A 24,152-nucleotide genomic window follows, 5' to 3' on the forward strand; every position below is an offset into this window, starting at 1 on the left:
AGTATAGTAATGTAATTTTCTTTCATAAGGTGTATTTCCCTTTTGGTGAGAAATAAAACGTACAAATGTGCAGATCATGAATGGAGAGGAAGAAAACGATGAGAAATAACAACAGACCGAAACTATGTATTTTCCCTGAATACAAGTGGTGCGGGCCGGGATGCAGTGGACCGGGGGCACCCGTTAATTCGGTGGATGCCGCTTGCAAAGCCCATGACCTTTGTTATGACCGGTATGGCCCGACATGTGAGTGTGATCGGATGTTCATGAAGAAATTGGAGGGTGAAATCGACCCGCATACACGAAAAGGGCGACATGCTTTCCTCTTCTATCAATACATGCAGCTGCAGACGAAGGTGAAGTGCCAGGGGAATCGATGTGGGAGGGGCCGGTGCAGGGGGGCTTGGATCTAACGTGAAAGAAGGTCCGTCCCTCACCGGACCTTCTTTTGGTTTGAAGAAATTATTTTAGTTTCAGGGTATAATGGTAAACCGTTTCTTCCATTACATAACCATTCTTCTCATACAATGCCTGAGCCTGTATATTGTCCCGGTCCGTTTCCAGAATAAGCGACTTTGCACTGGTTTGCACCGCATGTTCCTTCGCAGCATCCAGTAACAGCTGGCCGGCACCCAGTCTGCGAACCTTTTTGGAAACATAAAGGTCATTCAGCTTCCAGATCCGTTCCATATAAACCGAGGAGAAAGATGGATACAACTGGGTGAACCCTGCATATTCATCCTCGTGAATGGCGACAAAGATCACTGATTCATCATGTGATAGACGTTTTTCAAGATACTGCCTCGCTCCAACGGGATCCGACTTCTGATGATAAAACATACGATAAGCATTAAAAAGTTCCACAAGTCCTTCCAGGTCTGAAAGGCGAGCACGACATACCTTCATCCAATTCCTCCTTCCATACACTATTTTATGAACGGTGGGGAAGAACATGACGGTGAGGTTTAATATGAAGTGGTCAGGAGTGTTGATTAGAGGAGTTTAAAACGAAAAAAAGACTGGATTGGGGCTCAAAGGGGATTGGGGCATCCGGTCAGGTGAAAGAAAGTAGGGATATATGCGACTTTTTATAGTTTTTGCGTCATTTTTTGGATAATTGCGTCATTTTAGAATTTATTGCGTCATTTTCCAAAGAATTGCGTCATTTATGAGTGTATATGCGTTAAAATACAAATAATGGTAAAATTAGATTCGGCGACTTTACATAAAAAAACCAGCCTGCACTAAAAGCAGGCCGGAGACTCAGATTAAAACGGTTTGATAGACATTAAGATAATAAGAATAATGGCGGCACTATGTATAATGATGTTGTATGGTTTTAATTCTGAGTTGATTTTTCCGTAAGATTCAGGGACATCTTCACCTTCGTGTCTGTGGATGATTTCGGCCATCTGCTTTACTTTTTTCGGCATGATACCGGCAACGATGAACTGGACACCGATGTAAATCACGATGGAAGCAATGTACCAGCCGGTTTTGAATAGATACGGGTTGATGATGCCCATAATCAGACCGGTAATGAGGAGTACGATACTGCCCACTTTTGCAAAGGTCTCAATTTTTTTACTGAGATCTAAAGAGAATTTCGCCTGATGTGATGTTTCAGGTGTTCTCATCACGACAGGCATCGAGAAGCTTGCGCCAAGGCCGGCGACCGCTGCAATCACATGGACAAGAACCAATAATTCGTAAAATGACATGTTATTCACCTCCATATTAGGTAATTTTGAACAGATTTCATTGTATAGTAAAATAGTACCTGTTTCCAGGTTTTTTTTGAAAAAAAGGGGAGGAAAAAGTATGAGTGTGAAAGATGAAATCAGACATAAAGTATGGAATGCGCTGACAGAAAAGAAATTGGGCCGGTTTCCTTTTCCATTAGTGGGAAGGATCCCGAATTTCAAAGGGGCGGAGAAAGCTGCATCATTTGTGCAGAGTATGGACATCTATAAGACGGCGAGTGTGGTGAAAGTAAATCCCGATGCCCCGCAGCTTCCTCTACGGGCAACGATTCTAAAGGATGGCAAAACGCTCCTCATTCCGACACCAAGGTTGAAGGATGGGTTTGTCATGATCAAGCCTGATTCTGTTCCAGCGGGAGAGGAAAGGAAAGCAGCGAGCATCAAGCATATGAATACATACGGGAAAGTGGTGCCTTTGACAGATATTCCAAGTATTGACCTCATCGTGGTCGGTTCCGTTGCCATTCACCCCGATGGAAGAAGACTTGGAAAAGGGGAGGGGTACGCCGACCGGGAGTATGCCATCCTGCGGGAAATCGGAAACAAACCGGTGCCGGTCATCACGACGATAAACAGTGAACAGCTGGTAGGGGACGACATTCCAAGAGATTCCTATGACCTTGCAGTCGACTGGATCATCACAGAAGAAGGAATCACCGAAACCAACACCCCCTATCCAAAACCAGATGGCATCCAGTGGGAGCACGTAACCGAAGACGAAATGGAAAGCATGCCGATCCTCAAAGAATTGAAGGGATTTAGAAGAGGGACGGACCTCTGAATTGCTGTTGAAAATCTTGATATGACAGCGTTTCTCGTCTCAATGTTGCCGAATTTAGAGGTCCGTCCCTACACAAGGGATATGAAAAAACCATGAAGGCGAAATTCGCCTTCATGGTTTTTTAGAAGCTATGCTTGTCCGAACTTTCCAAGCCGCCTCCGCTCTTCTACATGTCCAGCTCCAGGGGCTTGGGGCTCGAGGTCATAAGTCAAGTAACCCAAAAAGGCAAAAAGCGCCTTTCCGGGTTACTCGCCTTATGCTTGTCGCCCCAGTGCGAGCCCCTTCCGCTTTTCTTATTGTCCAGCTCCGGCGGCTAGAGGCTCGAGGTCATAAGCTAAATGGTCCAAGAAGGCCAAAAGCCGCCTTCTCGGACCATTCATCTTATGCTTGTCGCCTCTGCCCAAGCCGCCTCCGCTTTTCTTAGTACCCCTCAACTACCAAATCAAGTTTCCCGGTTTCAGGACTGATCACAAGTCCGTGAACAGGGATCTTTTTGTCCATCAATGGATGGTTTTTGATCATGTCGACGCTGTGGGCGACGCTTTCCTGTACGGAGCTGAAGCCTTTCAGCCAGTCGTGAAGGTCGATTCCGGAGTAGTTGACGGTATCGAGTGTTTCTTCCGTAATGCCGCGTTCCTTCATTTTGTCAAGGATACTGTCGCTGTTGATGGCGCTCATGCCGCAGTCGTGATGACCGATGACAATCACTTCATCTGCCTGCAGTTCGTAGACTGCCACAAGCAGGCTGCGCATGATGCTTCCGAATGGGTGGCTTACGATAGCGCCTGCATTTTTAACGACTTTGACATCTCCGTTTTTCATGTTCATGGATTTAGGGAGCAGCTCTACTAAACGAGTGTCCATACAGGTAAGAATCACTAAGCGTTTGTCCGGGAATTTGGTGGTCCGGTATTCTTCATACGATTGTTCTTCTACAAATTGCTGGTTGTAATCAAGTATGTTCGTTAATAAAGTCATATCGTCTCTCCTATAAAATAAAATTATTTCACATTTCGTTGAATGTGAAATTCAATCTCTTTTATTTTATCCATAATTTCTTGCCGATTCCAATCAGATGTATTGGAAAGCTTTAAATATAATGAAGAAATTTTTGCAAGTACTTCTGTCAGGTTCGGTTCTTTTCTCGAATAAGCGGGATTACCCATCAAATCGAATAAACCGTTCATTTGCTCGGATACTTTTTTGTATTGATGATCCTTGGCAATAAGGGCAACATGGAAATACTGCTGAACATCTGAAAACTGGAAGAAGATGTCGAATAGTTCGAAGGAATCGTTTTTCTTTAGATTCAGTTCCATTTCGCCTTTTGGCTGTTTGTGAATGATCCGGGCGAACTTTGGTGAACTTTCTTCTTCTACAATAGACATGAAGTTTTCGCCGGGCATCAAAAAATCATAGCCGGTATTTGAAGCATCTATTAAGTTAAACTGCCTATCGAGTAAAAGATACGGGATAGGGCATAAGTGTAAATTTTCCACATGATCACTCCTTAGAGAAAGGTTCCGGACGTCACTCTTGCGTCTCGTAAATCAAGACGATTGGTACGAATACCGGAACCTTTTATTGTCGGCTGCATGTGATTAAGGAGTTAGCCCTTCAAGGAAACAAGCCCGTTGGACATATCGTCGAGATACTCATTGAGTTCCAACAAGTCATAAAAGCTTGTCACTTTTGATTTTTCCAAGAAATCAAGAGAATAGTGGGAGACGAGTCTGCCACCGACGAGAATATCAATCTCCTTATGATGCGCTCTGATTTCTTGGATGCACTCTTTTAATCGGGTCAGTTCCGTCGTCATACCAATGGATATTCCAATGGCATGGGGTTTCCAGACGCTAATGAAGGTTAATGCATCTTTGACAGGGACGTTGGCTCCCAAGTAACGGGTATTCCATTGCTTTTCTTTGAATACTTCGTTCGCAAGCTCCAGTCCCAAACTGTGATGTTCACCCTCGATACAAAATAAAAGAGCTTTAGGTTGGTTTTCTAAAGCCTCTTGATGGGTAAAAATAGTAGCAAGTAAATATTTAAGGGTTGCAGTAGCTAAATGTTCATCTGCAACGGTAATTTGATTTTTCTCCCAAAGTTCACCAATTCTATACATAGATGGTTTAATGATTTTTTCGTAAAAAGTAAAGTTATCTATTTTTGAATCAATGGAAGACGAATGCAGTTCCAGTAATGCAGGCACGTCTCCAGCGAGAATAGACTTGGTGAAAGCCTTGACCAGCTGATTCATATATCATCACTCCTAGCAAAAATACCAATTACTATATTCCATAGATAGAATCGAAATTCCTGCTGCAAATTTCAACCTATAATTGGATTGACTTTCCCAAAATTCTTATTTAATATAACCTCTGTAACACTCATTATCGCTCACGTACCTGAGAGAGGTTCATAGCATTAACCCTCTATAAAAAACTATGGTTCTATGAATCTACCATGGGGTTTTCTTAAACATGTTATCCTTCAAGCATAACAGGATATAACAATTTTTTCAATTCACCCGCCTGTTATGTCGATTCTTAGGCTAATGCTATGTCCTCCTTCATTCGAGGCACTCTGAAGGGGAGGATTTTTTACATGTCAGGAAGAAAAGACGAAGATTTAACAGATTTATCATTATTAGGGGATCAAGGGACAAATTACTTGTTCGAGTATGCTCCACACATTTTGGAAGCATTCGACAATAAGCATCCGAACCGGGATTATTTTGTGAAATTCAACTGTCCTGAATTCACCAGTCTCTGCCCGAAAACAGGTCAGCCGGATTTTGCTACCATCTATATCAGCTACATCCCTGGTGAAAAGATGGTGGAAAGTAAATCGCTCAAGCTCTATCTGTTCAGCTTCCGTAATCACGGTGATTTCCATGAAGACTGCATGAACATCATCATGAACGATCTCATCACATTGATGGATCCCCGTTATATTGAAGTATGGGGGAAATTCACCCCGCGTGGAGGGATCAGCATCGATCCATACTGCAACTACGGAAAGCCAGGTACGAAATATGAGACGATGGCCGACCATCGTCTGATGAACCATGACTTGTATCCGGAGAAAATTGATAATCGATAAAGTGTAAAAACGATCCCTGAGTGGGATCGTTTTTTTAATAGAAGCTAAAATTCTTCTTTTACCCAGAAATAAAGTCAGTAAACCTTACCATTGCCCTCATCACATCTGCAAACCCTTCCAATTTTCACAATTATTAAACCTTATTTTTTTGACCGGATTCCCTTTACAAAGGGTCTCGATGGGCTTTATAATCCCGTTGTTCAACTATTTACGGAAAACCAATAAATTTTAAAGAAAAAGGAGGTTGCGGTGATGCGACAAAGAATATTTTCCTTCCTAATGATGAATCTCGGGGCATTTCTTGTTTCGGTGAATGTCCATTTTTTCTTATCGCCTAATAATTTAGCGACAGGGGGAGTCAGTGGATTGTCGATCATCATGAACGATCTGTTCCCGGGAATGTCCCTTGGACTGTTCATGATTATCATCAATGTGATTCTGTTTATTGTCGGTGTGATATTTCTTGGGTTTAATTTCGGAGCGAAAACGATTTACGCGAGTTTCGCGCTTTCATTCTATGTCTGGTTACTCGAGACAGTTGCTCCGATGAGCGCGCCACTCAGTGATGATATCTTGATTCAATTGATCATCGGTCAATGCATTGCCGCAACCGGAATGGCGATTGTGTTCAACCAGCAGGCATCAACGGGTGGAACGGATATCGTGGCCCTGATCTTTAATAAATATTTCAATATAGATGTAGGCAGAGGCGTATTATTGGCGGATTTATCCATCGCCCTGTCCTCAGCCGTCCTATTCGGACCTCAAGTCGGAATGTACGCATTCTTCGGGGTCATCCTGAACGGACTGGTCATTGATTATGCACTGCAGCAGTTCAATTCAAATAAAGAAATTGTAATCATCAGCCGTTACAGTGATGAGATCAAGTCGTACATCGTCCACGAGCTTGGAAAAGGGGCGACGATCCATACGGCAACAGGAGCGTTCACGTCCGATGAAAAGGAAGTCATCACGACCATCCTTGGACGCAAGGACTTCTCCAGGCTGAAAGGCTTCATCACCCAAATTGATAAACGTGCATTCATCACGGTTCACACGATGAATGAAATCCTTGGACAAAACTTTAAACGATTAGCATAGAAACGAAACTCCACCTGCTTATAGGGTGGGGTTTTTTTATTGTGACTTCAAAAAAATATAGGAAAATATTCCATTATTCCTGTATAAATAGAAGTAGGGGGGTGGAAGTATGGAAAAGGATGAACTCAAGAGGTTGGAGCAAAAAATCAACTTTCTGGAAAAAGAGCTTTATCTCGTGAAACGGCAGTTGATTCAGGCAAAGAATGAAAACGAATCACCCGTCATCCAAAAAGCAGAGGTCTACACAGAACCTCAAAAACCAATTCCTGCTGAATCAGTACAGCCCATCATGGAAAAGGAGCCTTTTGATTTCTCAGTCGAACGCTGGCTCCCGAAAGTATTCTTGTTCGTTCTATTAATAGGAAGCATTTGGGGATTCATGGCGGCTTCCCAAAACGGCTGGGTCTCACCGGGGCTCCGGGTGTTGACGGGTGGCGTCATCAGTATCGTGATGTACGCACTTGGTGAAAGGTTCAGCCGGGATCAGCGTAAATTGTCCATCACGCTTCTTTCTGGAAGCATCGTCCTCGCCATCATTACGCTGTTTTCAGCTAATATCCTATACGGGTATATCGGAGGACTCATCACGAATCTCTTATTGATCCTAATCATTTCTGTTGGGCTGTGGGCATCCCATAAGCACGGTTCCCAACTGATTCTTTGTTTGATAGGCGCAGGGGCATACCTGTTTCCATTCATTTTCGCAGGGGATGAGCGGAATGAATGGCTGTTTTATGGCTATGAGCTTGTGCTGTTCTTTGTATTGATGACGTTCAGTACGTTGAAAAGGTACCGGATAGCCTGGAATATTCATTATTATTTACTGTATTTTTCACTGTTTTTCTTTGCGGCATTTGGTGTCGGGGAAATGACACTGACCGTCCTCATCCCATTTGCCATTCAGCATGCGTATATCCTGCTTCTGATCATCCTTAACCGGGATGAACGGGTGAACGCTGAGATGATACCGGCCCTCGTGACGGGCAGTTTCATCCTTCTGGGGCTGCTGAATGATGTTTATTCACAGATTCCTCTTGTCTACTATGCCATCTTTGCAGCTGTTTATATCGGGGCTGCCTTTATTGAACCGAAGGAAATGAAGAGAACGAAGGATACTTTGCTCGTCCTCGGATTCCTGCATATGCTTCTTTTCCTCTTTGATCTGTTTGAATATGATTGGCGCTTCGTGCTGATTGCCATACAAGCGAATGCCCTTCTGTGGCTGGCGGGGAGAAGAGAAAGCTATGTCAGCCTTGCAGGTTCACTCTTGTTGATGCTGCTCTCATTCCTTGGAATGGTGACGGGATCACAAGGCGATTTCATTGCGATTGAACTGCCGATTTTTATCCTGGCATTTGCCTATGTCTATTTGTTTGCCCATTTCAATCAGCAGGAATCCTCCTTCCTGAACGTCTCAACGACGACAATGAAAGTCGTGCTGACAGGTCTCGTGATGTTCTTCATCCTGAGGTTGACCGAGTTCATCGTGATCGGTTGGGATTACACCCCGCGGACGACTGCCTACACCGTGGCGATTGCCGCCCTGTCCATCGGGTATCTCATCTATGGGGAAAGCAGGAAGGACATGTTCTACCGGTGGGTGGGAATCATCTTCCTTGCACTGGCTCTGTTGAAGTTTTTCCTTGCCGATCTCGTGTTCCTCGATTTCACGATCCGTGCCATGATCCTGATTCCAATCGGTGTGATCGGCCTTGTGCTATCAAGGATTCTTTATAAAAAAGAATAAACACATTGCAAAAGCTTTCAGAATAATTATATAATGGTGGTATCAATATTCGTGTAATGAAAAAGGAGGTGGAATTGAGATGAATCGTTCTGTAGGATTGCGTGGGAAGTATTTAGACTATATTTACATTTGCCGTGCAATTTTTCATACATTTGCGTTCAAGGGGACACGTATGCCCTTTTTCAGCAAATGAATATGAATACTGAACGGTAAGAGGTCTCAATTCCAATCACTTTTTTATTAAGAATCGGAAAAAATGGGGGCGTTTTCGCTCTCTTTTTTTGTCCCTTCTTTTATGAAAGGGGAAGTGCGGTGCAGTAAAGTCCCGCACTTCCGTAGAGCCATGGGCGAGCCTTCTGCTCCCCCATGGCTTTTTCTATGAACCTCTTACCTCTAAATAGATACCCGAAAGGAAGAGGAAAATGATTATTTGCAGCGCACAGGAAATCAGTAAAATGTTTGGTGGTCACTTGATATTTGAGGATTTGAGCTTCGAAATACCTGAGAGGGCCCGGATTGGCCTTGTTGGGCGGAATGGGACCGGGAAGACGACCATCTTTAAATTATTGTCAGGGGTGGAAGCTCCGGATAAGGGGCTCATTCATCTGAAAAAAGGGGCAAAGGTAGGGTACCTGGCTCAGATTCCACATTATAAGGAAGGTACGAAGGGAATCGATGTATTGCGTTCCGCGTTTTCGGAACTGATCCAGATTGGTCTCCGATTAAAAGAGCTGGAAACCAAAATGGGGAATGAACGAAACCCGGATACTCTCAACCGACTACTAGAAGAATACGGAAAGCTTCAGGATCAATACACCCTCTCTGGAGGATATGAGATCGAGTCCGATATAGCGAAGATCGTGAATGGCCTAGCCATTGGGGAACTGGTCGAGAAGGATTTCAATGCGTGCAGCGGCGGGGAGCAGACAAAACTTTGTCTCGGTTTGATTCTCCTTCAGAAGCCGGACCTGCTGCTGCTTGACGAACCGACGAATCATCTGGATATCGGGGCGGTGGAGTGGCTTGAGGATTTTTTGAAAGAATATGATGGAACCGTGGTCTGTATTTCCCATGACCGCTATTTCCTCGATCACGTCATTACAAAGGTTTATGACCTGGAGGACGGGGAGCTGACGATTTACCATACGAACTACTCCGGATTTGTAAAGGAAAAGGAAGAGCGCCTGATGATCGAGTTCCAGGCGTATCAGGAGCAGCAGAAAAAAATCAAGAAGATGAAGGAGGCCATCAAAAGGCTGAGGGAATGGGCGAACCAGGCGAACCCTCCGAATGAAGCCCTGCACAAGCGGGCACGGAATATGGAGCGTGCACTGGAACGGATGGAGAAGATCAAGCGGCCGATCCTGGACCGGAAGAAGATGGGGCTGGAATTCGACGAAACCGACCGGAGCGGGAAAATCGTCTTTTCCATGGAAGAAGTGACGAAAGCCTATGGGGAAAAGACCTTATTCGAAAAAGTCGGCCTCCATGTCCATTTTAAGGACCGCACAGCGATCGTCGGTCAAAATGGTACAGGGAAATCGACGATCATCAAGATGCTCCTCGGGGAGGAGTCAGCGGATCATGGCGTGGTGAAACTCGGAAGCAATGTGAAACTCGGCTACCTGTCCCAGCACTTTACTGTCGCCGATCCGTCGGTCAGGTTGATTGATGCGTTCAGGGAAGAAGTGGCGGTGACGGAAGGGGATGCCCGGCATATCCTCGCGAAGTTCCTGTTTTATGGACCGAATGTGTTCCGGAAGGTCGGTCAGCTGAGCGGCGGGGAGAAGATGAGGCTCCGGCTTGCCCAGCTTATGCATCAGGACATCAACTTCCTTGTCCTCGATGAGCCGACGAATCATCTGGACATTGATTCAAGAGAAGTATTGGAGGATGCCCTGGAGGATTTCAAAGGCACGATTCTCGCTGTCTCCCATGACCGGTACTTTTTGAATAAGCTGTTTAAGAAAACCTATTGGATCCACCAGGGTGAGCTTTATTTCTTTGACGGCCCGTACAGCTGGGCGAAAGAGAAGCTTCCTGAAATTGTACCTGAAGAGCCTGAAATGAAAGCAGTCAAGGAAGCGGAACCTAAAGTAGTTCAAGAGAAACAGAAACCATCCCGAAAGATGGAAGAAATTGAAGCGGATCTTGAACGGGTGGAAGAGGAAATCTTCGCCATCGATGAGAGGCTTCTCTCCGTGGAAGATCTGGACGTCCTTCAAGAACTGTACAAGGAAAAAGAACAGAAAGAACATGAACGAAACCGGATGTATCAAGATTTAGAAGGATTTTTGGCGTAATGAAAGGGAGATGGCGACAGGAGTCATCTCCCTTTCATTTTTCAAGATGAAATTCGTATAATGAAAGCAAAGAGAGGATGAGAATAATGACAACCAAAGAAGTGATCATTATCGGAGGCGGCCTGTCGGGAATCATGGCGGCGAGGACACTGTTCGAAAACGGGGTAGAGGATGTCCTCATAATAGAGAAGAGTAGAAGTGTCGGAGGGAGGCTAGCCACAAGGCGGATAGGAGAAGGAAAGGCCGACCACGGTGCCCAGTTCTTCACCGTCCGGTCCGGGGAGCTCCAACAGGATGTAGATAAATGGCTCGAGGCAAGGTGGGTGAAACGATGGTTTGGAAATCCCTATCCCCGTTACACATCCACGGGCGGAATGAATGACCTTGTCAAACAACTGGCGGAAACCATCCCGGTCAAACTGAACACGAAGGTATCTGCCATTCGCGACGGGAGGGGCGGACTTCTTGAAATAGAACTCGAAAGCGGAGAAACAATCCTCACGAATCATTGTATCGTAACGGCTCCCGTACCCCAGGCATTATCGCTGTTGCCGGGGATGACAGAACCACAGGTTTCCACTATTTCATTTGCCCCTTGCTTTGTTGGTATGTTCACATTCAATGGATCAAGCAGCATCCCCTCACCGGGACATACGGATGAGAATCTGCCTGACGGGGTTGAGAGGGTGGTGGATCATCATAAGAAAGGTATCTCCCAGTCGGTCACTGTCAGTGTATATATGACGGGGGAGTGGGCGAAGAAGAATGAAATGCTCGAGGACGACGGGATACTGACTGAAATCCAAAGGGTGGCAGAACATTATCTTGCAGAGGGAAGTGAGATTGCAACAGCAGAGTTGAAGCGTTGGAGATATGCTGAAGCAGAGACGGTGATGCGTAGCCCGTTTGTAGAAGTTGGGACAAGTAAAAGGATCATCATCTGTGGGGATGCGTTCCTCCGTGTAGATGATGAAGCCGGAAGGACACGCTTTGAGAGTGCTTATTTATCCGGGATTTCAGCAGGGGAAAGGGTTGCCTGCAAGGGATAGTGAATCTGATCCGCCCGCATAACGTCCCCATTCAGGACAAACACTACAAAGAGTTACATAAATCAATCGATAAGCAGGAGATAGAAAATGAATTCACAATTAATCAAAGCAACCCGTGAACAGCTCGACACCATAATGGACGTTTATATCAGGTGCAAAAAGGATCTAGATGAGAAAGGCCTTCTTCAATGGAACGATGAGTACCCAAGCAGGGAGTACTTTGAAGAAGTGATGGAAAACGGGAACCTCTATGTGCTTATGGTGGACGAAGAGGTGGCAGGATCCGCCACTCTGAATGAATGGCAATCCCCTGAATGGTCGGAAATCCCTTGGCAGCTTGATGACGAATGGGTGATTCACGCCCTGTTTCTTGATCCCCTTCAACAGGGGAAGGGACTTGGCAAGACGTTCATGGAAAAATGTGAGGAACTTGCCGGAGAAAAAGGCTACAGAAGTATCCGGCTGGATGCATACTACAGAAACACAGGAGCCAACACTCTCTATGAAAAAATGGGGTATGAGTATAGGGGCTCTGTTTATTTCACCTCTAAACCTGAAGGACATCAGGAATACCGATGCTATGAGAAAGCCGTGACTCTCTAGAATTCAAGGGTTGTTCAAATGTACCAAGGAAATAGGTATGGGAAAAATGGTATACTTAAAGGTACAGTATGCGCTGAATAAGATAGTAGGGAAGCGATTATATTGACACCGATTATGGATGAGGCGAAAGCCTTCATTGAACAAGTGTTTATGGAACTGAATAAAAGCGAAGCAGACATCGCGTTTCGATTACAACAAATAGAAAATGAAATTGCTACAGAAGGAACTTATACCCATACAAACGAAGAGCTTGTACATGGCGCCAAGATGGCCTGGAGGAACAGCAATCGATGCATCGGCCGATTGTTCTGGAATTCGTTGAACGTATTTGACGAAAGGGAAGCTACAACCGAGGATGAGGTATTCCAGGCGTTAGAGCGCCACTTGGAATTTGCGTCCAACGGTGGAAGAATCCGCCCGACGATCACGGTATTCAGACCGTCCCATCCCAATAAGCCTGACATCCGATTATGGAATCACCAATTGATCCGGTATGCGGGTTATGAGGGTGATGGTCAATACAGAGGGGATCCCCATTCCATCGAGTTCACGAATAAATGCCTGGAGCTTGGATGGGAGGGGCAGGGGACGGACTTTGATGTTCTGCCTTTCGTCGTGCAAATCGGGGACGAGCCCCCGCGAATGAAAGACATTGAGCCCCATCTTACACTGGAAGTACCTCTTCGTCACCCTGAATTTGACTGGTTTCGGGATCTCGGATTGAAGTGGTACGGCGTCCCGATCATTTCTGACATGGAGTTGAAAATCGGCGGGATCTCATACAAGGCTGCCCCGTTTAACGGCTGGTATATGGAAACGGAAATCGGTGCACGGAATCTTGCCGATGAGAACCGCTACAATTTGATCCCTAAAGTCGCAAGCTGCATGGGACTTGATACATCAAGAGCGGCTACATTATGGAAGGATAAGGCACTGATCGAATTGAATATCGCCGTGCTTCATTCTTTTAAAGAAGATGGGATAAGCATTGTCGATCATCATACGGCTGCTCAGCAGTTCCGCCTGTTTGAAGAAAATGAGAAACAAGCTGACCGAGATGTAACCGGGGACTGGACGTGGTTGATCCCACCTGTTTCGCCGGCGACGACCCATATCTTTCATAAAGAATACGAGAATACGTGGAATTCGACCAATTACTTCTATCAGGAGAAACCATATTGAAGAAAAGCTGTTTTCTGTGAATGTGCAGAGAACAGCTTTTTTTGAGGACTATAAAGTAAAAGGTGGACGCTTCGAAACCTCGTAATATTGGAACCAGAACCTGAACTCGTCGAACAAAACAGTACAATCGAACTTGAAATTCTCAAAGAAATCCTCGAGTAAATCGGCGTCTGCATCGTCCATGATGCCGGTCACATAAAGGGGAGTCTTGAATCTCTTGTATAAATCCTCATATCCATAGAAGCCGAACAGATCTTCCAACTGCTCCTCGTTCATGGTATCACCTTCCTTACTGTTAGGATTTCTATTCCTTCTAAAAATATCCATAAAAAAACAGCATCGGAGGGATTCCGTGCTGTTTTCATCAGGATTTCAATTCGGTGTAGACGACAAGCCGCTTGCTGTAATTTCTTGCAGAATGGTCAAAGTCACCTGTACAGGTGATGAGATTGAGAGAGCTTGCAGCGGAATACCCAAAGATTGATTTCAAAGGGGCGTCGTCCCAAGGATATTCTTTCTTATCCATGACAATAAACGTTCTCTTTTCTCCAGCCTTATCTTTGACGATGATTTCGTCACCTTTTGAAAGCTTGTTGAGCTTATAAAAAACAGCTGGACCATTTCGGCTGTCCACATGACCACCAATCACAGCATTACCGGGTTCACCGGGCTTGTAACCACCCTGGTACCATGCAGTCGTCTCAAAGCTTTCCGTTACGGCCATTTCGCCATTTTCCTTCAATCCAACCGCTTCGATGCTTGTGGAAACATCAATGGCAGGGATTTCGATGGTAGCCGGTACGATTCCGCTTCTTTCATCCTTGATGATCGTATCTGCAAATTGAGAAGGCGAAGTGGTAGTGCTGGCCATCTGAGTTGTCGGCTTTTCCTGAACCTCTGAGGTTTTCGCCTTTTCTTCAGTGGGATTTGAACTAATCCCGGCAGAACATGCAGAAATGGGCAATAGTACAAGCACAAGCAGTACAACCCTCATAGTATACATTATGTGAAGCCACTCCTTTCATCTTCACACTGGGGGACGGACCTATTATAGGTCCGTCCCTCTCATGTTAAAGATTATTGTTTATGTGAAGCGTATTTTTTCATTCCAAGGGTTGTACCACCCGCGATGATCAGTAGGGCTGCAAGAAGGTATTCGAATGGGAATTCGTTGTTGTCAGCCGTTCCACCCATCCCGGTATTAGGCATTTCAGAAGGCATGTTGGCTTTGAACTTGTCAGGGAATTGATCCGCGAAAGCTCCTGATAATCCTTTTGCAGGGTTCAGCATATGCTCATACGCCATACGGATTCCATCCCAGGCCTTTTCATAGTCGCCTGCCACGTAGCTGTCAAAAGCACCAATCAATTGTTTAACGTGCATTTGAAGGCCATCTGCAAGAGCGTCTGATTCTAAACGTCCGTCTGTAGCTGTTTCCAGGAATTTAGAGAATTCAGCACGGTAGCCATCAAGATTCTTGATTGCTTCTTCTTTTGCGGCTTCATCTTCAGCACCGGTCGCCTTTACATAGTCCACAAAGAATCCGATGTGTTTTGACCACATGTCTTTGAATTGGTTTCCGGCATCTTCACCGTATACTGATGCGATGGCTGCTGAAAGATCTTCCGTGTTGGCATTCAGTGCATTGACGGAAGCGTCAAAATCTTTAGAACCGTCGATCCCGTTTTGCATCGCCATTGTCGCAAGGGCAGCATGCTCTGTTAAAAGATGGTTAAGCGTAGAGCGTAAATCCGTTGCCGGTGTTACCGCCATCGTGTTTTCGAATTTGTCGGGATATTGGTCCGTGATCGCGCTGGATAATCCTTTTGAAACCATGGCCATATGTCCGATCGCTTCACGTTCATATTCGTAAGCCTTTTCATAATCTCCTGCTACATAACTGTCAAATGCACCGATGAGTTGATTAATATGCATTTGAAGTCCTTCTGCCAAACTATCCGATTTCAATCGTTCACCAGTGGCTGTTTCAAGGAATTTAGAGAATTCGTCTTTATATCCTGATAGATTCTTAAGGGCTTCATCTTTGGCAGCCTGATCATTGGCACCCGTTGCTTTGACATAATCAACGAAGTATCCGATATGATTGGTCCAGATCGTGTTGAACTGATTTCCTGCTTCTTCACCATAAACGGAGGCAATCGCGCCTTTTAAATCGGCTGCGTTATCATTTAAAGCACCGGCAGCCGCATCGAAATCTTCAGCGCCTTCAGCTCCGCGTCTCATGGCTTCAACGGCTAAGTATGCATGCTCTGTAAGTAAGCGGTCCAAAGAAGTTCTTAATTCCCCTGCCGGCGTATCGACTTTCGTCATGGAATGATCTTCACCGTTATGTGCTGATACGGCACCTGCAGTTGGAATCAATAATGTCATACTTAAAGGGACGGCTAAATAACTTTTTTTCATTTTCATAATGGTATCTCTCCTTTTGGTTTTTTATATTTTCATAAAGCTAACGACAGAAGTTGAAACATGGATCACTTTTTTTGAAACTTTTTTCTATTCTTTTTAATTAGGTTAAAAAGTAGGGTGATAGATATAGAATGAATCTAGCCTCTTTTACTATGTAATCCTTTTAAAAAAAGTAGAATGAAGATAAGTAAAACATTTGTTTAGTAATTGTATAACTCCTGTTACATAGGACTTAATTCCCTAGTTCGAATCTCTCAAACATTTCGATATACGAAAAAGATGAAATCATGATTGTTAAGCCATAAAAAAAAGCCCGGCAGTGAAGGGCTGCCGGGCGAAATACGATTTATGAAACTTTTTTTATATTTCGGAAGCTAACACGATGTTTCCTTGAGGAAGCTGGCTATTGGCATCCGGTTCAAGGGTGATGGCGACCGTATCCCAATCCTTCTTCGTGAACTCTTCATTGAATTTGAAGACGACCGAACCTTTTCCATCCTTGCTCGTGACGAATGTACCGGCGCGCTCAGGCTTATCATCTTTAATGAGCCATACCTGATATACTTGTTCATTTGAGAGTTCCTGCAATTCAGAAGCCTGGACGACCATGCTCGTTTGAGTACCTTGTTTAATGATACTGGCAGTTCCTTTAGCGCTTCCGTTAACAGCAGCGAGATCGACGTATTGAACAACCTGATCGATCGTTGCCTGTTCCACGACTTCATCCTGATCTTCAAGCTGTGAGAATAAGTAGGCATTCCCAATGAGGGAAAGGAATAAAGCGGCAGCGACAGAAGGGAGGAACCATGTTTTCTTTTTCTTTTTAGATGGAGGCTCGACAATTGAGGTTCGTTTCTCATCTCCGAGAATGCCGGCCATCACACGGTCTTCCAGGTCCTTGGGAGGTTCGACAACATCAGATGCGAAAGGCATATAGTCCATTAACTGCTCCAGTTCATGAAGTTCCTCCTGACACTGTGGGCAGCTCTTCAGATGTTTCTCAAATTGAGCTTTCTCGAGTTCTGATAAATGTCCGTTGTAGTAATCCAGTAAATGATCGCATTGTGGTGTAGTCATTCGAATGTACCTCCTTTCCCTTTTAGGCACGTGTGTAAGTGTTTGAGAGCCAAGCGGATTCTTCCTTTAACCGTCCCGAGCGGAGTGTCTGTGGATTCGGCGATGGATGCTTGAGTCAATCCTTTAAAGTAGAATAGTTGAACGATTTTTTGCTGATCCTCTTGCAGGGTTTGTATGCAGTCCCTGATCGCGGTCCCTTTTTCTTTCCACTCCAGTTGATCGGCGGGCGTTTCATAGGTGACCTGAAGGGAGTCTTTTTCTATATATTCAACAGACTCATGCTTCTTTCGTTTGCGTATGGCATCGAGACAGGTGTTCCGCGTCATCGTCAACAACCATGATGAAAATTTCCCTTTGCTATGGTCATATGGAGAATGCTTCTTCCAGAGCTTCATGAAAACCTCCTGGATCACTTCCTCCGCGATCTCACGGTCTCCTGTCATTTTATATGAGAAGGAATAGATCAATTTTTCATATTGCTGATAAAGCTTTCGTAATGCAGTCGAATCTTTTGCCAAAACTTGTTGATATAGTTCTATATCCTGACGGTCATTGGGCATAGTACGCTCCTTATCTTTGACATATAAAATAAGGATACTAAACAACGGGGCGGAACTCAATTTTAATAAGCTAACGAGGGAAATAAGAATTTGGATCACAAATGTTTGAAAAAAATGTTAGTGGGGTATATAGATGAGTTTGGGTACAAAAAAATCCCCCAACGAATGGGGGATGTCTTCTTACTTATTTTACTTTTTGCAGTTTGTGGATCACGGATAGGGAACGTCCTGTTCCGATGGCCACTGATTCAAGCGGGTTGGGAGCTAAGTGAACCGGTACAACGATTTCCTGGCTCAACCAATCTTGAAGTCCGTTCAATAGGGCTCCACCACCAGTCAGAATCACACCGCGGTCAACGATATCCCCACTCAGTTCAGGAGGACAGTTTTCCAATGTTGCACGGATCGTCTCCAAGATGTGAAGGAGGGATTCTTTCAATGCATCCTGAATTTCGTTCGATGATAGTTCAATCGTTTTAGGAAGACCAGTGACAAGATCACGTCCACGGATATCCATCGTTCTTTCTTCATGATCGATCAATGCCTGCCCGACTTCGATTTTCACTAATTCAGCCGTTCTTTCACCGATCAGGAGATTATAACGTTTTCGAACGTACTGGACGATATCTTCATCCATTTGGTCTCCACCGATACGGATCGTGTTACAAGAAACGACACCGCCGTAAGAAATGATCGCGACTTCCGTCGTTCCACCACCGATATCAACGATCACGTTGGCAACAGGCTCTCCAACCGGTAAGTCAGCTCCGATTGCGGCTGCTACAGGTTCTTCGATAAGGGTAACGGATTTCGCACCGCTTCCTCTCACAGCATCCTGTATCGCTCTTCTCTCAACACTTGTTGCACCAGAAGGCGTACATACAACAACCGTAGGCTTACGGATAGAGAATCCAAGTTTCTTACTCGCTTTTTTCATCACTTGCTTCAGCATCTCAGTCGTCACATCAAAGTCGGCGATCACACCATCTTTAAGAGGGCGCACAGCCACAATCTTTCCAGGTGTTTTCCCAATCATGCTTTTCGCTTCTGTACCAACGGCCAATACCGTTTTGTTTTCAGTGTCAATTGCCACAACAGATGGCTCATTAAGTATAATTCCTTTATTTTTACTATAAACAAGTATATTTGCAGTTCCTAAATCGATCCCAATTTCAGAGTTTGATAACATCAGTATTCCTCCAACTATAAGAATTCTACACAGTATAACCTTCTATACAGTATAGGAGATTTTCGAGGGTTGTGTAGGTGGAGATATTTACCACCGACAAATTGTTACAAAGTATGACAGATATGAAAGCGCTATTCAAAAAATAAAACGTTTCTACAGAGCCTTTTTGAATACCCTTATATGTATATAGGGACGGACCTTCCTTTTTTGTTCGTTAAAAAAATTTAAACGTTCTGTAATAAATAGAGGGGTGATTTTGACTAGTATTTTAGGGTGGGGGAGGGTGGACGTAGGGGAATGGTGTGAGGTTATTGTCGGAATGTGGAAGATTCGTGGTCTATGAGGGGCACCGGGACATTTCGTATCAGAAAAACGTCCAAACACCGCAGCTTTTCTAATCAACAAAAAGAGAATGCCCAATTTAAAAGGCATCCTCTCAATCTTCTAAAGGGTAAACCGTTCCAACTCTTTCTTCATGTCTACCGTCATTTTGTTCAATTCGCCAACTTGCTCATTCATGCGTTCGAAATATCGAAGCTGTTCCTCCGTTGAGGAAGAAATTTCTTCTGTACCGGCAGCGGTTTCTTCCGTGATGGCTGAAATGTTTTCAACGGCGGCAATGACCTGACTGGTTCGCTCGGAAGAAGCAATCATCCCCCTCTCGAGCTTGGCGAGATTATCGAATATAGTAGAAACATTTCCTGAAATCTCTTCAAAAGCCTGTTCCGTCACAGTCATGGAATCAACTTGCTGGGTGGAAAGGTTTTTCCCTTTATGGGAAGCATCCATGATGGACTGAATGCCCTGTTTAATGTTCCCGACCATGCTGCCGATCCGCTCTGTTGCAACGGAAGAGTCTTCCGCAAGCTTCCGCACTTCCTGGGCCACAACGGCGAAACCTTTCCCGGCGTCTCCTGCACGGGCCGCCTCGATCGCTGCATTCAATGCAAGGAGGTTCGTTTGATCGGCAATTTCCCTGACCGCCTGGGCGGCATTTTCAATTTCCCCTGTATATTGGGCGAAGGATTTAACCGAGTTCATGATCGATGACGAAGATTCGGCGATCATCTCGGCAAATTCCTGCTGCTTATTTAAGGAAGTTCGACCGTTTCCGACCGAGGTCATGGCGACTTTGCTGCTCTTGGAAGATTCTGCACTCTGTTCTACATTCCGGGCAAAGTCATCCCCCATCACAGCCATAAGGGAAGCGGTGGATTGGATATCCTCAGAAATCGATTGGCTTCCTTTTGCGAGCTCTTCTGTGGAAAGTGCCACCTGGTTGCTGCTTTCCGTCAGACTCGACATTTGCGAGCGGACATCCTGAGTGAATCTCTCTACATTGGATCCGATGTCATGGACAGATTGGACCGTACTCCGCAAATTTATGACCATAAGGTGAAATACCGTTTGCAGCTTATCGACTTCGAATCTGCTGTTCTTCTCTTTAACTGCGTCGATGGTGATGGTTAAATCCCCATCGGCCAATTTTTCAGCGTTTTCTACCATCCGGTTCAATGGCTTGACAATTCTCTTGGTAAGCAGGTTCGATGCTAAAAGAGAGAGGAAGATCGTCACGATGAAACCGATGACGGAAGCCCAGACGATGAATTGGATTTCATTTTTGTTTTCTTTTAATAGACCCTGGTACCAATCATTTGTTTGTTTATTCAGTAGATGCATATCGTTCAGAACGCCGGAAATACGTATCGACTGCCGTTTGATCTCTGCTTTGTTCATTTCACTGAGAGCGGAATCCGAAGCCGACTTCAGTTCAGTGAATTTGGACTCTATGGAAGACAGGGTCTCCTTTTGATCTTTTACGGAAATGAGTTTCTTCAACTCAGTGATTTGAGTCGTGGTTTCTTTCAATAAACTTTCGACCATTTGCTTATTTTCTTCCGTCGAATTGACCGAGTAGTTCGATAGGGCTTGTTTCGTAACGATGAGATCCCCTCGTAATGTTTCCGTTTCGAGCAGTACCTGCACATCTTCCTTTGCAGAATTCTGGAGTGAAATCAATTGGGAAACGATGTAGCCGATAATGATGGTCGAAAGGATAAGGGGAATCAGCCCCAAGATCAGTAAACGTTTTTTTAGTGGCATGACTTTTCTCCTTAGATGAATTTATGGCAACTTGACCGAGATATCTCCCGAGATGATTTTGTTTTTAGCGTCTTCCAGTTTTTTTGTTTCCTCCGGAGACAGACTGGTGACACGAATCGGGGCAAGGCCGACACCGTCTTCTTTAAGACCGAGTTCATAAGCGTGCTGAGAGATCTTCCCGTCGGTGATCAGTTCGTTTGTCATATTAAAAACAGCGTTGTCGACTTTTTTGACCATGGAAGTGACAACCGATTTTTCGGCAATGAAATATTGATCTGAATCGACTCCTGCAGACAGATGGCCAGCTTTCTGAGCAGCCTGGATGGCGCCGACCCCTGTAAATCCGGCAGCTGGGTAAATAAAGTCCGCACCCTGTTTCATTTGTTTCTCAGCCATCTGCCTGCCCAGTTCTGCGTCACCGAAGTTATTGGCATTGTCTTTTAGCACTTTAATAGAAGGGTTGATATATTTCGCTCCTTGTATGTAGCCTTGTTCAAAGCGCGCGATGACCGGTACATCGGCTCCGCTGATAAATCCGATCTTTCCTGTCTTGGTTTTCATGGCGGCAACCATACCGAGAAGGAAACTTCCTTCATGTTCCTTAAACGTAATCGACGTAATATTATCCATTTCTGAAAAACCGTCTATCAATAGGAATTGTTGATCGGGATTTTCTGCTGCCACCTTTTCAAGGGCATCCTGAATCGAAAACCCAAGACCAATCACAAGGTCATGATCCTGTTCAACCAGTTCCTTGAGAGCTCCTTCAAAATTTCCGTCCGGAGCTTCTCTATAATCGAATAATATACCTAATTCGTCACGGGCACGTTCAAGACCCCTAAAGGCAGAATCATTAAATGACCCATCCCCAAGACCTGTGTCCGAGAGCAGGATTCCGATACTATGCTGTTTCTCTGTGCTGGTTTCTTCCGTCATAGGCGTAGAACACCCTGCCACTATAAGCAAGACAAGAAGAAACATACTGACTATATTCTTCAAACCGTAACCTCCAAATATGGTAATAATAAGACACCCTACATGTCCGTACCTCTGTATTATCGGAGGGACGGACCTATTTTGAAGGGGGATAGGTAAAAAATATTGGGAAGATCTGGAATGGGTTTTATGTGATTGCGACAGGGAAAGGATAGGTGGTTTGGAGTGGGAGCTTGCGGGAAGGGACAATGGCAAAATCTTCTTTTAGCTGCCTTTAGCCACATAAAAAAAGAGATGCTCTATTACAAGCATCTCCATCCGTTTAATACGCTTTACGGAAAAATTCCGCCAGCTCTTCACTATGTTTTTTGCGTGCTTTACGGTGTTCAGCACGATTTTGGGCTGTTTCGTTCAGCCATTTCTCTTCTTCTGTTTCCGGCACGACTTCAGGAATGATCGCCGGCTTATTTCCTTCCAAGGCTACAAACGTCAAGAAGGAAATGGCAGCCACATTGGTTTCTCCTGTGAGAAGGACTTCTGAAGTCACCTTCACACAAATCTCCATGGAGCTGCGTCCCGTATAGGTTACCATCGCTTCAAGTGTAACTGCGTCGCCGACTTTAATGGGCTGAAGAAAGTCGACGGAATCCGTGGAAGCCGTTACGACGGGTTTGCGGGCGTGACGGGTGGCGGCAATGGAGGCCACGTCGTCTATATAGGCCATCAGTTTTCCACCAAACAGCGTACCGTGATGGTTCGTGTCAGGTGGAAGAACGTGGGTCGTTTTACTTGTTTTCGTTTCTTTCATGGTCTTTTTTTCTCTCAATGGTTTCACCTTCCGTTGTCAATGTGAAAAAAGATTACTACCTTATACTATTCACTAAATGGTGCCGGGAGAAACATAAATAACGCAAAAAATTATAGAAATATACTAATGATGATGGCTGTGATAAAGCTTGCGAGTGTCCCGGCAAGGATGGCTTTTAAGCTTAACTTGGACACCATCGGTCGTTGGGTAGGCTCTAATGAACCCAGTCCGACGATCAGCTGTCCGATGGAAGACAGGTTGGCGAAATTACAAAGGGCAACAGAAAGGATCGCCACGGTCTTTGGTGAAAGATCACTCATCATTCCTGAAAGTTCTTTATATGCCACAAACTCGTTCACAGATAGCTTCGTCCCGATGATGGACGCTGCCCGGAATGCTTCATCCATCGGAATGCCGACGAGTAGGGCAAGTGGATAGAAGACATATCCGAATACGGTTGAAAGGCTTGTATCGACGAGTCCAAGCAGTCCATTTACAGCAGCAAGGATCCCGATGAACGCAATCAGTAATCCACCGATATTAATCGCTAATTGAGTACCACTCAGGGCGCCTTCGGATATGGCTTCAAATACATTCGTATGAGTGGTTTTCCCTAATGAAATATCTCCGTTCGTCCGGGATTCTTCCGTTTCCGGCTCGATGATCTTCGAGATGACAAGGGATACGATGGGAACACTGAATACAGACAGAAGAAGAAATTTCATGTCGATCCCCATGAGTGAGTATCCGATCAGGATGGCACCGCTTGCTGATGCCGTTCCCCCGACCATGACGGCAAAAAGCTCGGAGCGTGTCAATTTTACTAAGTAAGGCTTGATCAACAGGGGAGCTTCCGCCAATCCTAGAAACGAATTCCCGATTGCATTAAAGGATTCAACTTTTGTCGTACCAAGGATTTTCCCCAAGCCGATTCCGATATATTTCACGAAAAACGGGATGATCCGTAAGTAGTAAAGAGCTGAGATCAAAGCTGAAATGAAGATGATGGCGCCTAACACATTGATGGCGAACACGAATGAAATATTCGTCCCTTTTTCAAAAAATCCCCCGAACACAAACATGATTCCTTCATTACTGTAATCAATGACTTTCTGGACACCAAGGGCGGCTTTCTTCAAGACCGTTTGTCCAAACGGAACCTTCAATACAAAAAGAACCAGCAGAAATTCCAGGCAGATTCCGATGATGATCGTCCGCCATTGGATGGCTGAGCGGTTGCTGCTCAAAAGCCAAGCCAGAAATAAAACGCCAAGTAAAGATAAGATGCCATACACTAAACTCACACTATCAATCCTCCAAAATAGGTTCTTCATCGAATCCTCACGTTGATGTCGTATGATGTCAGACTTCTTAAAAAATAAATAAAAAAGTGCATGAAGACATTCTCTGATACA

At 44.9% G+C, this 24,152-nt stretch carries 25 protein-coding genes; 10 read left to right on the forward strand and 15 right to left on the reverse strand.

Features of this window, described 5'->3' with window-relative positions:
• The first annotated feature begins 80 nt into the window (after nucleotides 1–80).
• Nucleotides 81–413, forward strand: coding sequence for a phospholipase (locus M1J35_RS05400; protein WP_254652938.1), 333 nt, complete (start codon nucleotides 81–83; stop codon nucleotides 411–413).
• Nucleotides 414–462: 49 nt separating this feature from the next.
• Here M1J35_RS05400 and M1J35_RS05405 read toward each other — a convergent pair whose 3' ends face one another.
• Both M1J35_RS05405 and M1J35_RS05410 read right to left on the reverse strand, forming a co-directional pair.
• Nucleotides 463–906, reverse strand: a complete 444-nt coding sequence (locus M1J35_RS05405) for a GNAT family N-acetyltransferase (protein ID WP_254652939.1) — start codon at nucleotides 904–906, stop codon at nucleotides 463–465.
• 362 nt (nucleotides 907–1,268) lie between these two features.
• Nucleotides 1,269–1,721, reverse strand: a complete 453-nt coding sequence (locus M1J35_RS05410; protein ID WP_224521448.1) for a DUF2269 family protein — start codon at nucleotides 1,719–1,721, stop codon at nucleotides 1,269–1,271.
• A gap of 100 nt (nucleotides 1,722–1,821) precedes the next feature.
• On the opposite strand from M1J35_RS05410, the gene M1J35_RS05415 reads away from it, so the two are divergent.
• Nucleotides 1,822–2,544: a 5-formyltetrahydrofolate cyclo-ligase gene (locus M1J35_RS05415; RefSeq protein WP_254652940.1), complete on the forward strand. Its 723-nt coding sequence runs from the start codon at nucleotides 1,822–1,824 to the stop codon at nucleotides 2,542–2,544.
• 420 nt (nucleotides 2,545–2,964) lie between these two features.
• Here M1J35_RS05415 and M1J35_RS05420 read toward each other — a convergent pair whose 3' ends face one another.
• The 3 genes from M1J35_RS05420 to M1J35_RS05430 form a co-directional block, all read right to left on the reverse strand.
• Nucleotides 2,965–3,522 (reverse strand): beta-class carbonic anhydrase, encoded by a 558-nt coding sequence (locus M1J35_RS05420; protein WP_224521446.1) that lies wholly within the window; start codon nucleotides 3,520–3,522, stop codon nucleotides 2,965–2,967.
• 23 nt (nucleotides 3,523–3,545) lie between these two features.
• Nucleotides 3,546–4,043 carry a hypothetical protein gene (locus M1J35_RS05425; RefSeq protein ID WP_224521445.1) on the reverse strand — a complete coding sequence of 166 codons (498 nt, stop codon included), beginning with the start codon at nucleotides 4,041–4,043 and terminating at the stop codon, nucleotides 3,546–3,548.
• A gap of 110 nt (nucleotides 4,044–4,153) precedes the next feature.
• A complete protein-coding gene (locus M1J35_RS05430) occupies nucleotides 4,154–4,804 on the reverse strand; it encodes a cobalamin B12-binding domain-containing protein (RefSeq protein WP_224521444.1) in 651 nt (216 codons plus the stop codon).
• Nucleotides 4,805–5,151: 347 nt separating this feature from the next.
• Between M1J35_RS05430 and queF the strand changes: the two genes are divergently transcribed.
• The 8 genes from queF (at nucleotide 5,152) to M1J35_RS05465 (ending at nucleotide 13,634) form a co-directional block, all read left to right on the forward strand.
• Complete coding sequence (queF, locus tag M1J35_RS05435; RefSeq protein WP_254652941.1) at nucleotides 5,152–5,649, forward strand: preQ(1) synthase; 498 nt, start codon at nucleotides 5,152–5,154, stop codon at nucleotides 5,647–5,649.
• A gap of 252 nt (nucleotides 5,650–5,901) precedes the next feature.
• The gene (locus M1J35_RS05440) at nucleotides 5,902–6,750 is read left to right on the forward strand and encodes a YitT family protein (protein ID WP_034761197.1); all 849 of its coding nucleotides are present in this window, start codon (nucleotides 5,902–5,904) and stop codon (nucleotides 6,748–6,750) included.
• Nucleotides 6,751–6,859: 109 nt separating this feature from the next.
• Nucleotides 6,860–8,497 (forward strand): DUF2339 domain-containing protein, encoded by a 1,638-nt coding sequence (locus tag M1J35_RS05445; RefSeq protein ID WP_254652942.1) that lies wholly within the window; start codon nucleotides 6,860–6,862, stop codon nucleotides 8,495–8,497.
• A 79-nt stretch (nucleotides 8,498–8,576) separates the two neighbouring features.
• Nucleotides 8,577–8,690 carry an RAxF-45 family protein gene (locus M1J35_RS22745; RefSeq protein ID WP_305882332.1) on the forward strand — a complete coding sequence of 38 codons (114 nt, stop codon included), beginning with the start codon at nucleotides 8,577–8,579 and terminating at the stop codon, nucleotides 8,688–8,690.
• A 229-nt stretch (nucleotides 8,691–8,919) separates the two neighbouring features.
• A complete protein-coding gene (gene abc-f / locus M1J35_RS05450) occupies nucleotides 8,920–10,800 on the forward strand; it encodes a ribosomal protection-like ABC-F family protein (protein WP_254652943.1) in 1,881 nt (626 codons plus the stop codon).
• 86 nt (nucleotides 10,801–10,886) lie between these two features.
• On the forward strand, nucleotides 10,887–11,849 hold the full coding sequence (locus tag M1J35_RS05455) for an NAD(P)/FAD-dependent oxidoreductase (RefSeq protein WP_254652944.1): 963 nt from the start codon (nucleotides 10,887–10,889) through the stop codon (nucleotides 11,847–11,849).
• Nucleotides 11,850–11,936: 87 nt separating this feature from the next.
• Nucleotides 11,937–12,452: a GNAT family N-acetyltransferase gene (locus M1J35_RS05460; RefSeq protein WP_254652945.1), complete on the forward strand. Its 516-nt coding sequence runs from the start codon at nucleotides 11,937–11,939 to the stop codon at nucleotides 12,450–12,452.
• Between the two features lie 114 nt (nucleotides 12,453–12,566).
• Nucleotides 12,567–13,634 carry a nitric oxide synthase oxygenase gene (locus M1J35_RS05465; RefSeq protein WP_254653690.1) on the forward strand — a complete coding sequence of 356 codons (1,068 nt, stop codon included), beginning with the start codon at nucleotides 12,567–12,569 and terminating at the stop codon, nucleotides 13,632–13,634.
• A gap of 48 nt (nucleotides 13,635–13,682) precedes the next feature.
• Here M1J35_RS05465 and M1J35_RS05470 read toward each other — a convergent pair whose 3' ends face one another.
• From M1J35_RS05470 to M1J35_RS05515, 10 genes are all read right to left on the reverse strand, one after another.
• Complete coding sequence (locus M1J35_RS05470) at nucleotides 13,683–13,910, reverse strand: hypothetical protein (RefSeq protein WP_159361179.1); 228 nt, start codon at nucleotides 13,908–13,910, stop codon at nucleotides 13,683–13,685.
• Between the two features lie 88 nt (nucleotides 13,911–13,998).
• Nucleotides 13,999–14,637: a class F sortase gene (locus M1J35_RS05475; RefSeq protein ID WP_254652946.1), complete on the reverse strand. Its 639-nt coding sequence runs from the start codon at nucleotides 14,635–14,637 to the stop codon at nucleotides 13,999–14,001.
• A gap of 74 nt (nucleotides 14,638–14,711) precedes the next feature.
• Entirely contained in the window at nucleotides 14,712–16,064 is a 1,353-nt protein-coding gene (locus M1J35_RS05480) for a copper amine oxidase (RefSeq protein WP_254652947.1), read from the reverse strand.
• 360 nt (nucleotides 16,065–16,424) lie between these two features.
• Nucleotides 16,425–17,141 carry an anti-sigma factor gene (locus M1J35_RS05485; RefSeq protein WP_254652948.1) on the reverse strand — a complete coding sequence of 239 codons (717 nt, stop codon included), beginning with the start codon at nucleotides 17,139–17,141 and terminating at the stop codon, nucleotides 16,425–16,427.
• The gene (locus M1J35_RS05490; RefSeq protein WP_254652949.1) at nucleotides 17,138–17,701 is read right to left on the reverse strand and encodes an RNA polymerase sigma factor; all 564 of its coding nucleotides are present in this window, start codon (nucleotides 17,699–17,701) and stop codon (nucleotides 17,138–17,140) included. The genes M1J35_RS05485 and M1J35_RS05490 overlap by 4 nt, the downstream gene beginning before the upstream one ends.
• A 184-nt stretch (nucleotides 17,702–17,885) precedes the next feature.
• A complete protein-coding gene (gene mreBH / locus M1J35_RS05495) occupies nucleotides 17,886–18,890 on the reverse strand; it encodes a rod-share determining protein MreBH (protein WP_034761217.1) in 1,005 nt (334 codons plus the stop codon).
• 444 nt (nucleotides 18,891–19,334) lie between these two features.
• The gene (locus M1J35_RS05500) at nucleotides 19,335–20,993 is read right to left on the reverse strand and encodes a methyl-accepting chemotaxis protein (protein WP_254652950.1); all 1,659 of its coding nucleotides are present in this window, start codon (nucleotides 20,991–20,993) and stop codon (nucleotides 19,335–19,337) included.
• Nucleotides 20,994–21,014: 21 nt separating this feature from the next.
• Nucleotides 21,015–21,992, reverse strand: a complete 978-nt coding sequence (locus M1J35_RS05505) for a BMP family lipoprotein (protein WP_254652951.1) — start codon at nucleotides 21,990–21,992, stop codon at nucleotides 21,015–21,017.
• 259 nt (nucleotides 21,993–22,251) lie between these two features.
• Nucleotides 22,252–22,755: an acyl-CoA thioesterase gene (locus M1J35_RS05510; protein ID WP_034761222.1), complete on the reverse strand. Its 504-nt coding sequence runs from the start codon at nucleotides 22,753–22,755 to the stop codon at nucleotides 22,252–22,254.
• Between the two features lie 92 nt (nucleotides 22,756–22,847).
• Nucleotides 22,848–24,041 (reverse strand): NupC/NupG family nucleoside CNT transporter, encoded by a 1,194-nt coding sequence (locus M1J35_RS05515; RefSeq protein ID WP_060671615.1) that lies wholly within the window; start codon nucleotides 24,039–24,041, stop codon nucleotides 22,848–22,850.
• Between the last annotated feature and the right edge of the window lie 111 nt (nucleotides 24,042–24,152).

This window comes from Rossellomorea sp. KS-H15a (assembly GCF_024195245.1).
Lineage (GTDB): Bacteria > Bacillota > Bacilli > Bacillales > Bacillaceae_B > Rossellomorea > Rossellomorea vietnamensis.

Excerpts from the sequence above, each read along its gene's own strand:
- M1J35_RS05400 (WP_254652938.1), top strand. The coding sequence starts at position 81 with ATGGAGAGGAAGAAAACGATGAGAAATAACAACAGACCGAAACTATGT.
- M1J35_RS05405 (WP_254652939.1), bottom strand. The coding sequence starts at position 906 with ATGAAGGTATGTCGTGCTCGCCTTTCAGACCTGGAAGGACTTGTGGAA.
- M1J35_RS05410 (WP_224521448.1), bottom strand. The coding sequence starts at position 1,721 with ATGTCATTTTACGAATTATTGGTTCTTGTCCATGTGATTGCAGCGGTC.
- M1J35_RS05415 (WP_254652940.1), top strand. The coding sequence starts at position 1,822 with ATGAGTGTGAAAGATGAAATCAGACATAAAGTATGGAATGCGCTGACA.
- M1J35_RS05420 (WP_224521446.1), bottom strand. The coding sequence starts at position 3,522 with ATGACTTTATTAACGAACATACTTGATTACAACCAGCAATTTGTAGAA.
- M1J35_RS05430 (WP_224521444.1), bottom strand. The coding sequence starts at position 4,804 with ATGAATCAGCTGGTCAAGGCTTTCACCAAGTCTATTCTCGCTGGAGAC.
- queF (WP_254652941.1), top strand. The coding sequence starts at position 5,152 with ATGTCAGGAAGAAAAGACGAAGATTTAACAGATTTATCATTATTAGGG.
- M1J35_RS05440 (WP_034761197.1), top strand. The coding sequence starts at position 5,902 with ATGCGACAAAGAATATTTTCCTTCCTAATGATGAATCTCGGGGCATTT.
- M1J35_RS05445 (WP_254652942.1), top strand. The coding sequence starts at position 6,860 with ATGGAAAAGGATGAACTCAAGAGGTTGGAGCAAAAAATCAACTTTCTG.
- M1J35_RS22745 (WP_305882332.1), top strand. The coding sequence starts at position 8,577 with ATGAATCGTTCTGTAGGATTGCGTGGGAAGTATTTAGACTATATTTAC.
- abc-f (WP_254652943.1), top strand. The coding sequence starts at position 8,920 with ATGATTATTTGCAGCGCACAGGAAATCAGTAAAATGTTTGGTGGTCAC.
- M1J35_RS05455 (WP_254652944.1), top strand. The coding sequence starts at position 10,887 with ATGACAACCAAAGAAGTGATCATTATCGGAGGCGGCCTGTCGGGAATC.
- M1J35_RS05460 (WP_254652945.1), top strand. The coding sequence starts at position 11,937 with ATGAATTCACAATTAATCAAAGCAACCCGTGAACAGCTCGACACCATA.
- M1J35_RS05465 (WP_254653690.1), top strand. The coding sequence starts at position 12,567 with ATGGATGAGGCGAAAGCCTTCATTGAACAAGTGTTTATGGAACTGAAT.
- M1J35_RS05470 (WP_159361179.1), bottom strand. The coding sequence starts at position 13,910 with ATGAACGAGGAGCAGTTGGAAGATCTGTTCGGCTTCTATGGATATGAG.
- M1J35_RS05475 (WP_254652946.1), bottom strand. The coding sequence starts at position 14,637 with ATGTATACTATGAGGGTTGTACTGCTTGTGCTTGTACTATTGCCCATT.
- M1J35_RS05480 (WP_254652947.1), bottom strand. The coding sequence starts at position 16,064 with ATGAAAATGAAAAAAAGTTATTTAGCCGTCCCTTTAAGTATGACATTA.
- M1J35_RS05485 (WP_254652948.1), bottom strand. The coding sequence starts at position 17,141 with ATGACTACACCACAATGCGATCATTTACTGGATTACTACAACGGACAT.
- M1J35_RS05490 (WP_254652949.1), bottom strand. The coding sequence starts at position 17,701 with ATGCCCAATGACCGTCAGGATATAGAACTATATCAACAAGTTTTGGCA.
- mreBH (WP_034761217.1), bottom strand. The coding sequence starts at position 18,890 with ATGTTATCAAACTCTGAAATTGGGATCGATTTAGGAACTGCAAATATA.
- M1J35_RS05500 (WP_254652950.1), bottom strand. The coding sequence starts at position 20,993 with ATGCCACTAAAAAAACGTTTACTGATCTTGGGGCTGATTCCCCTTATC.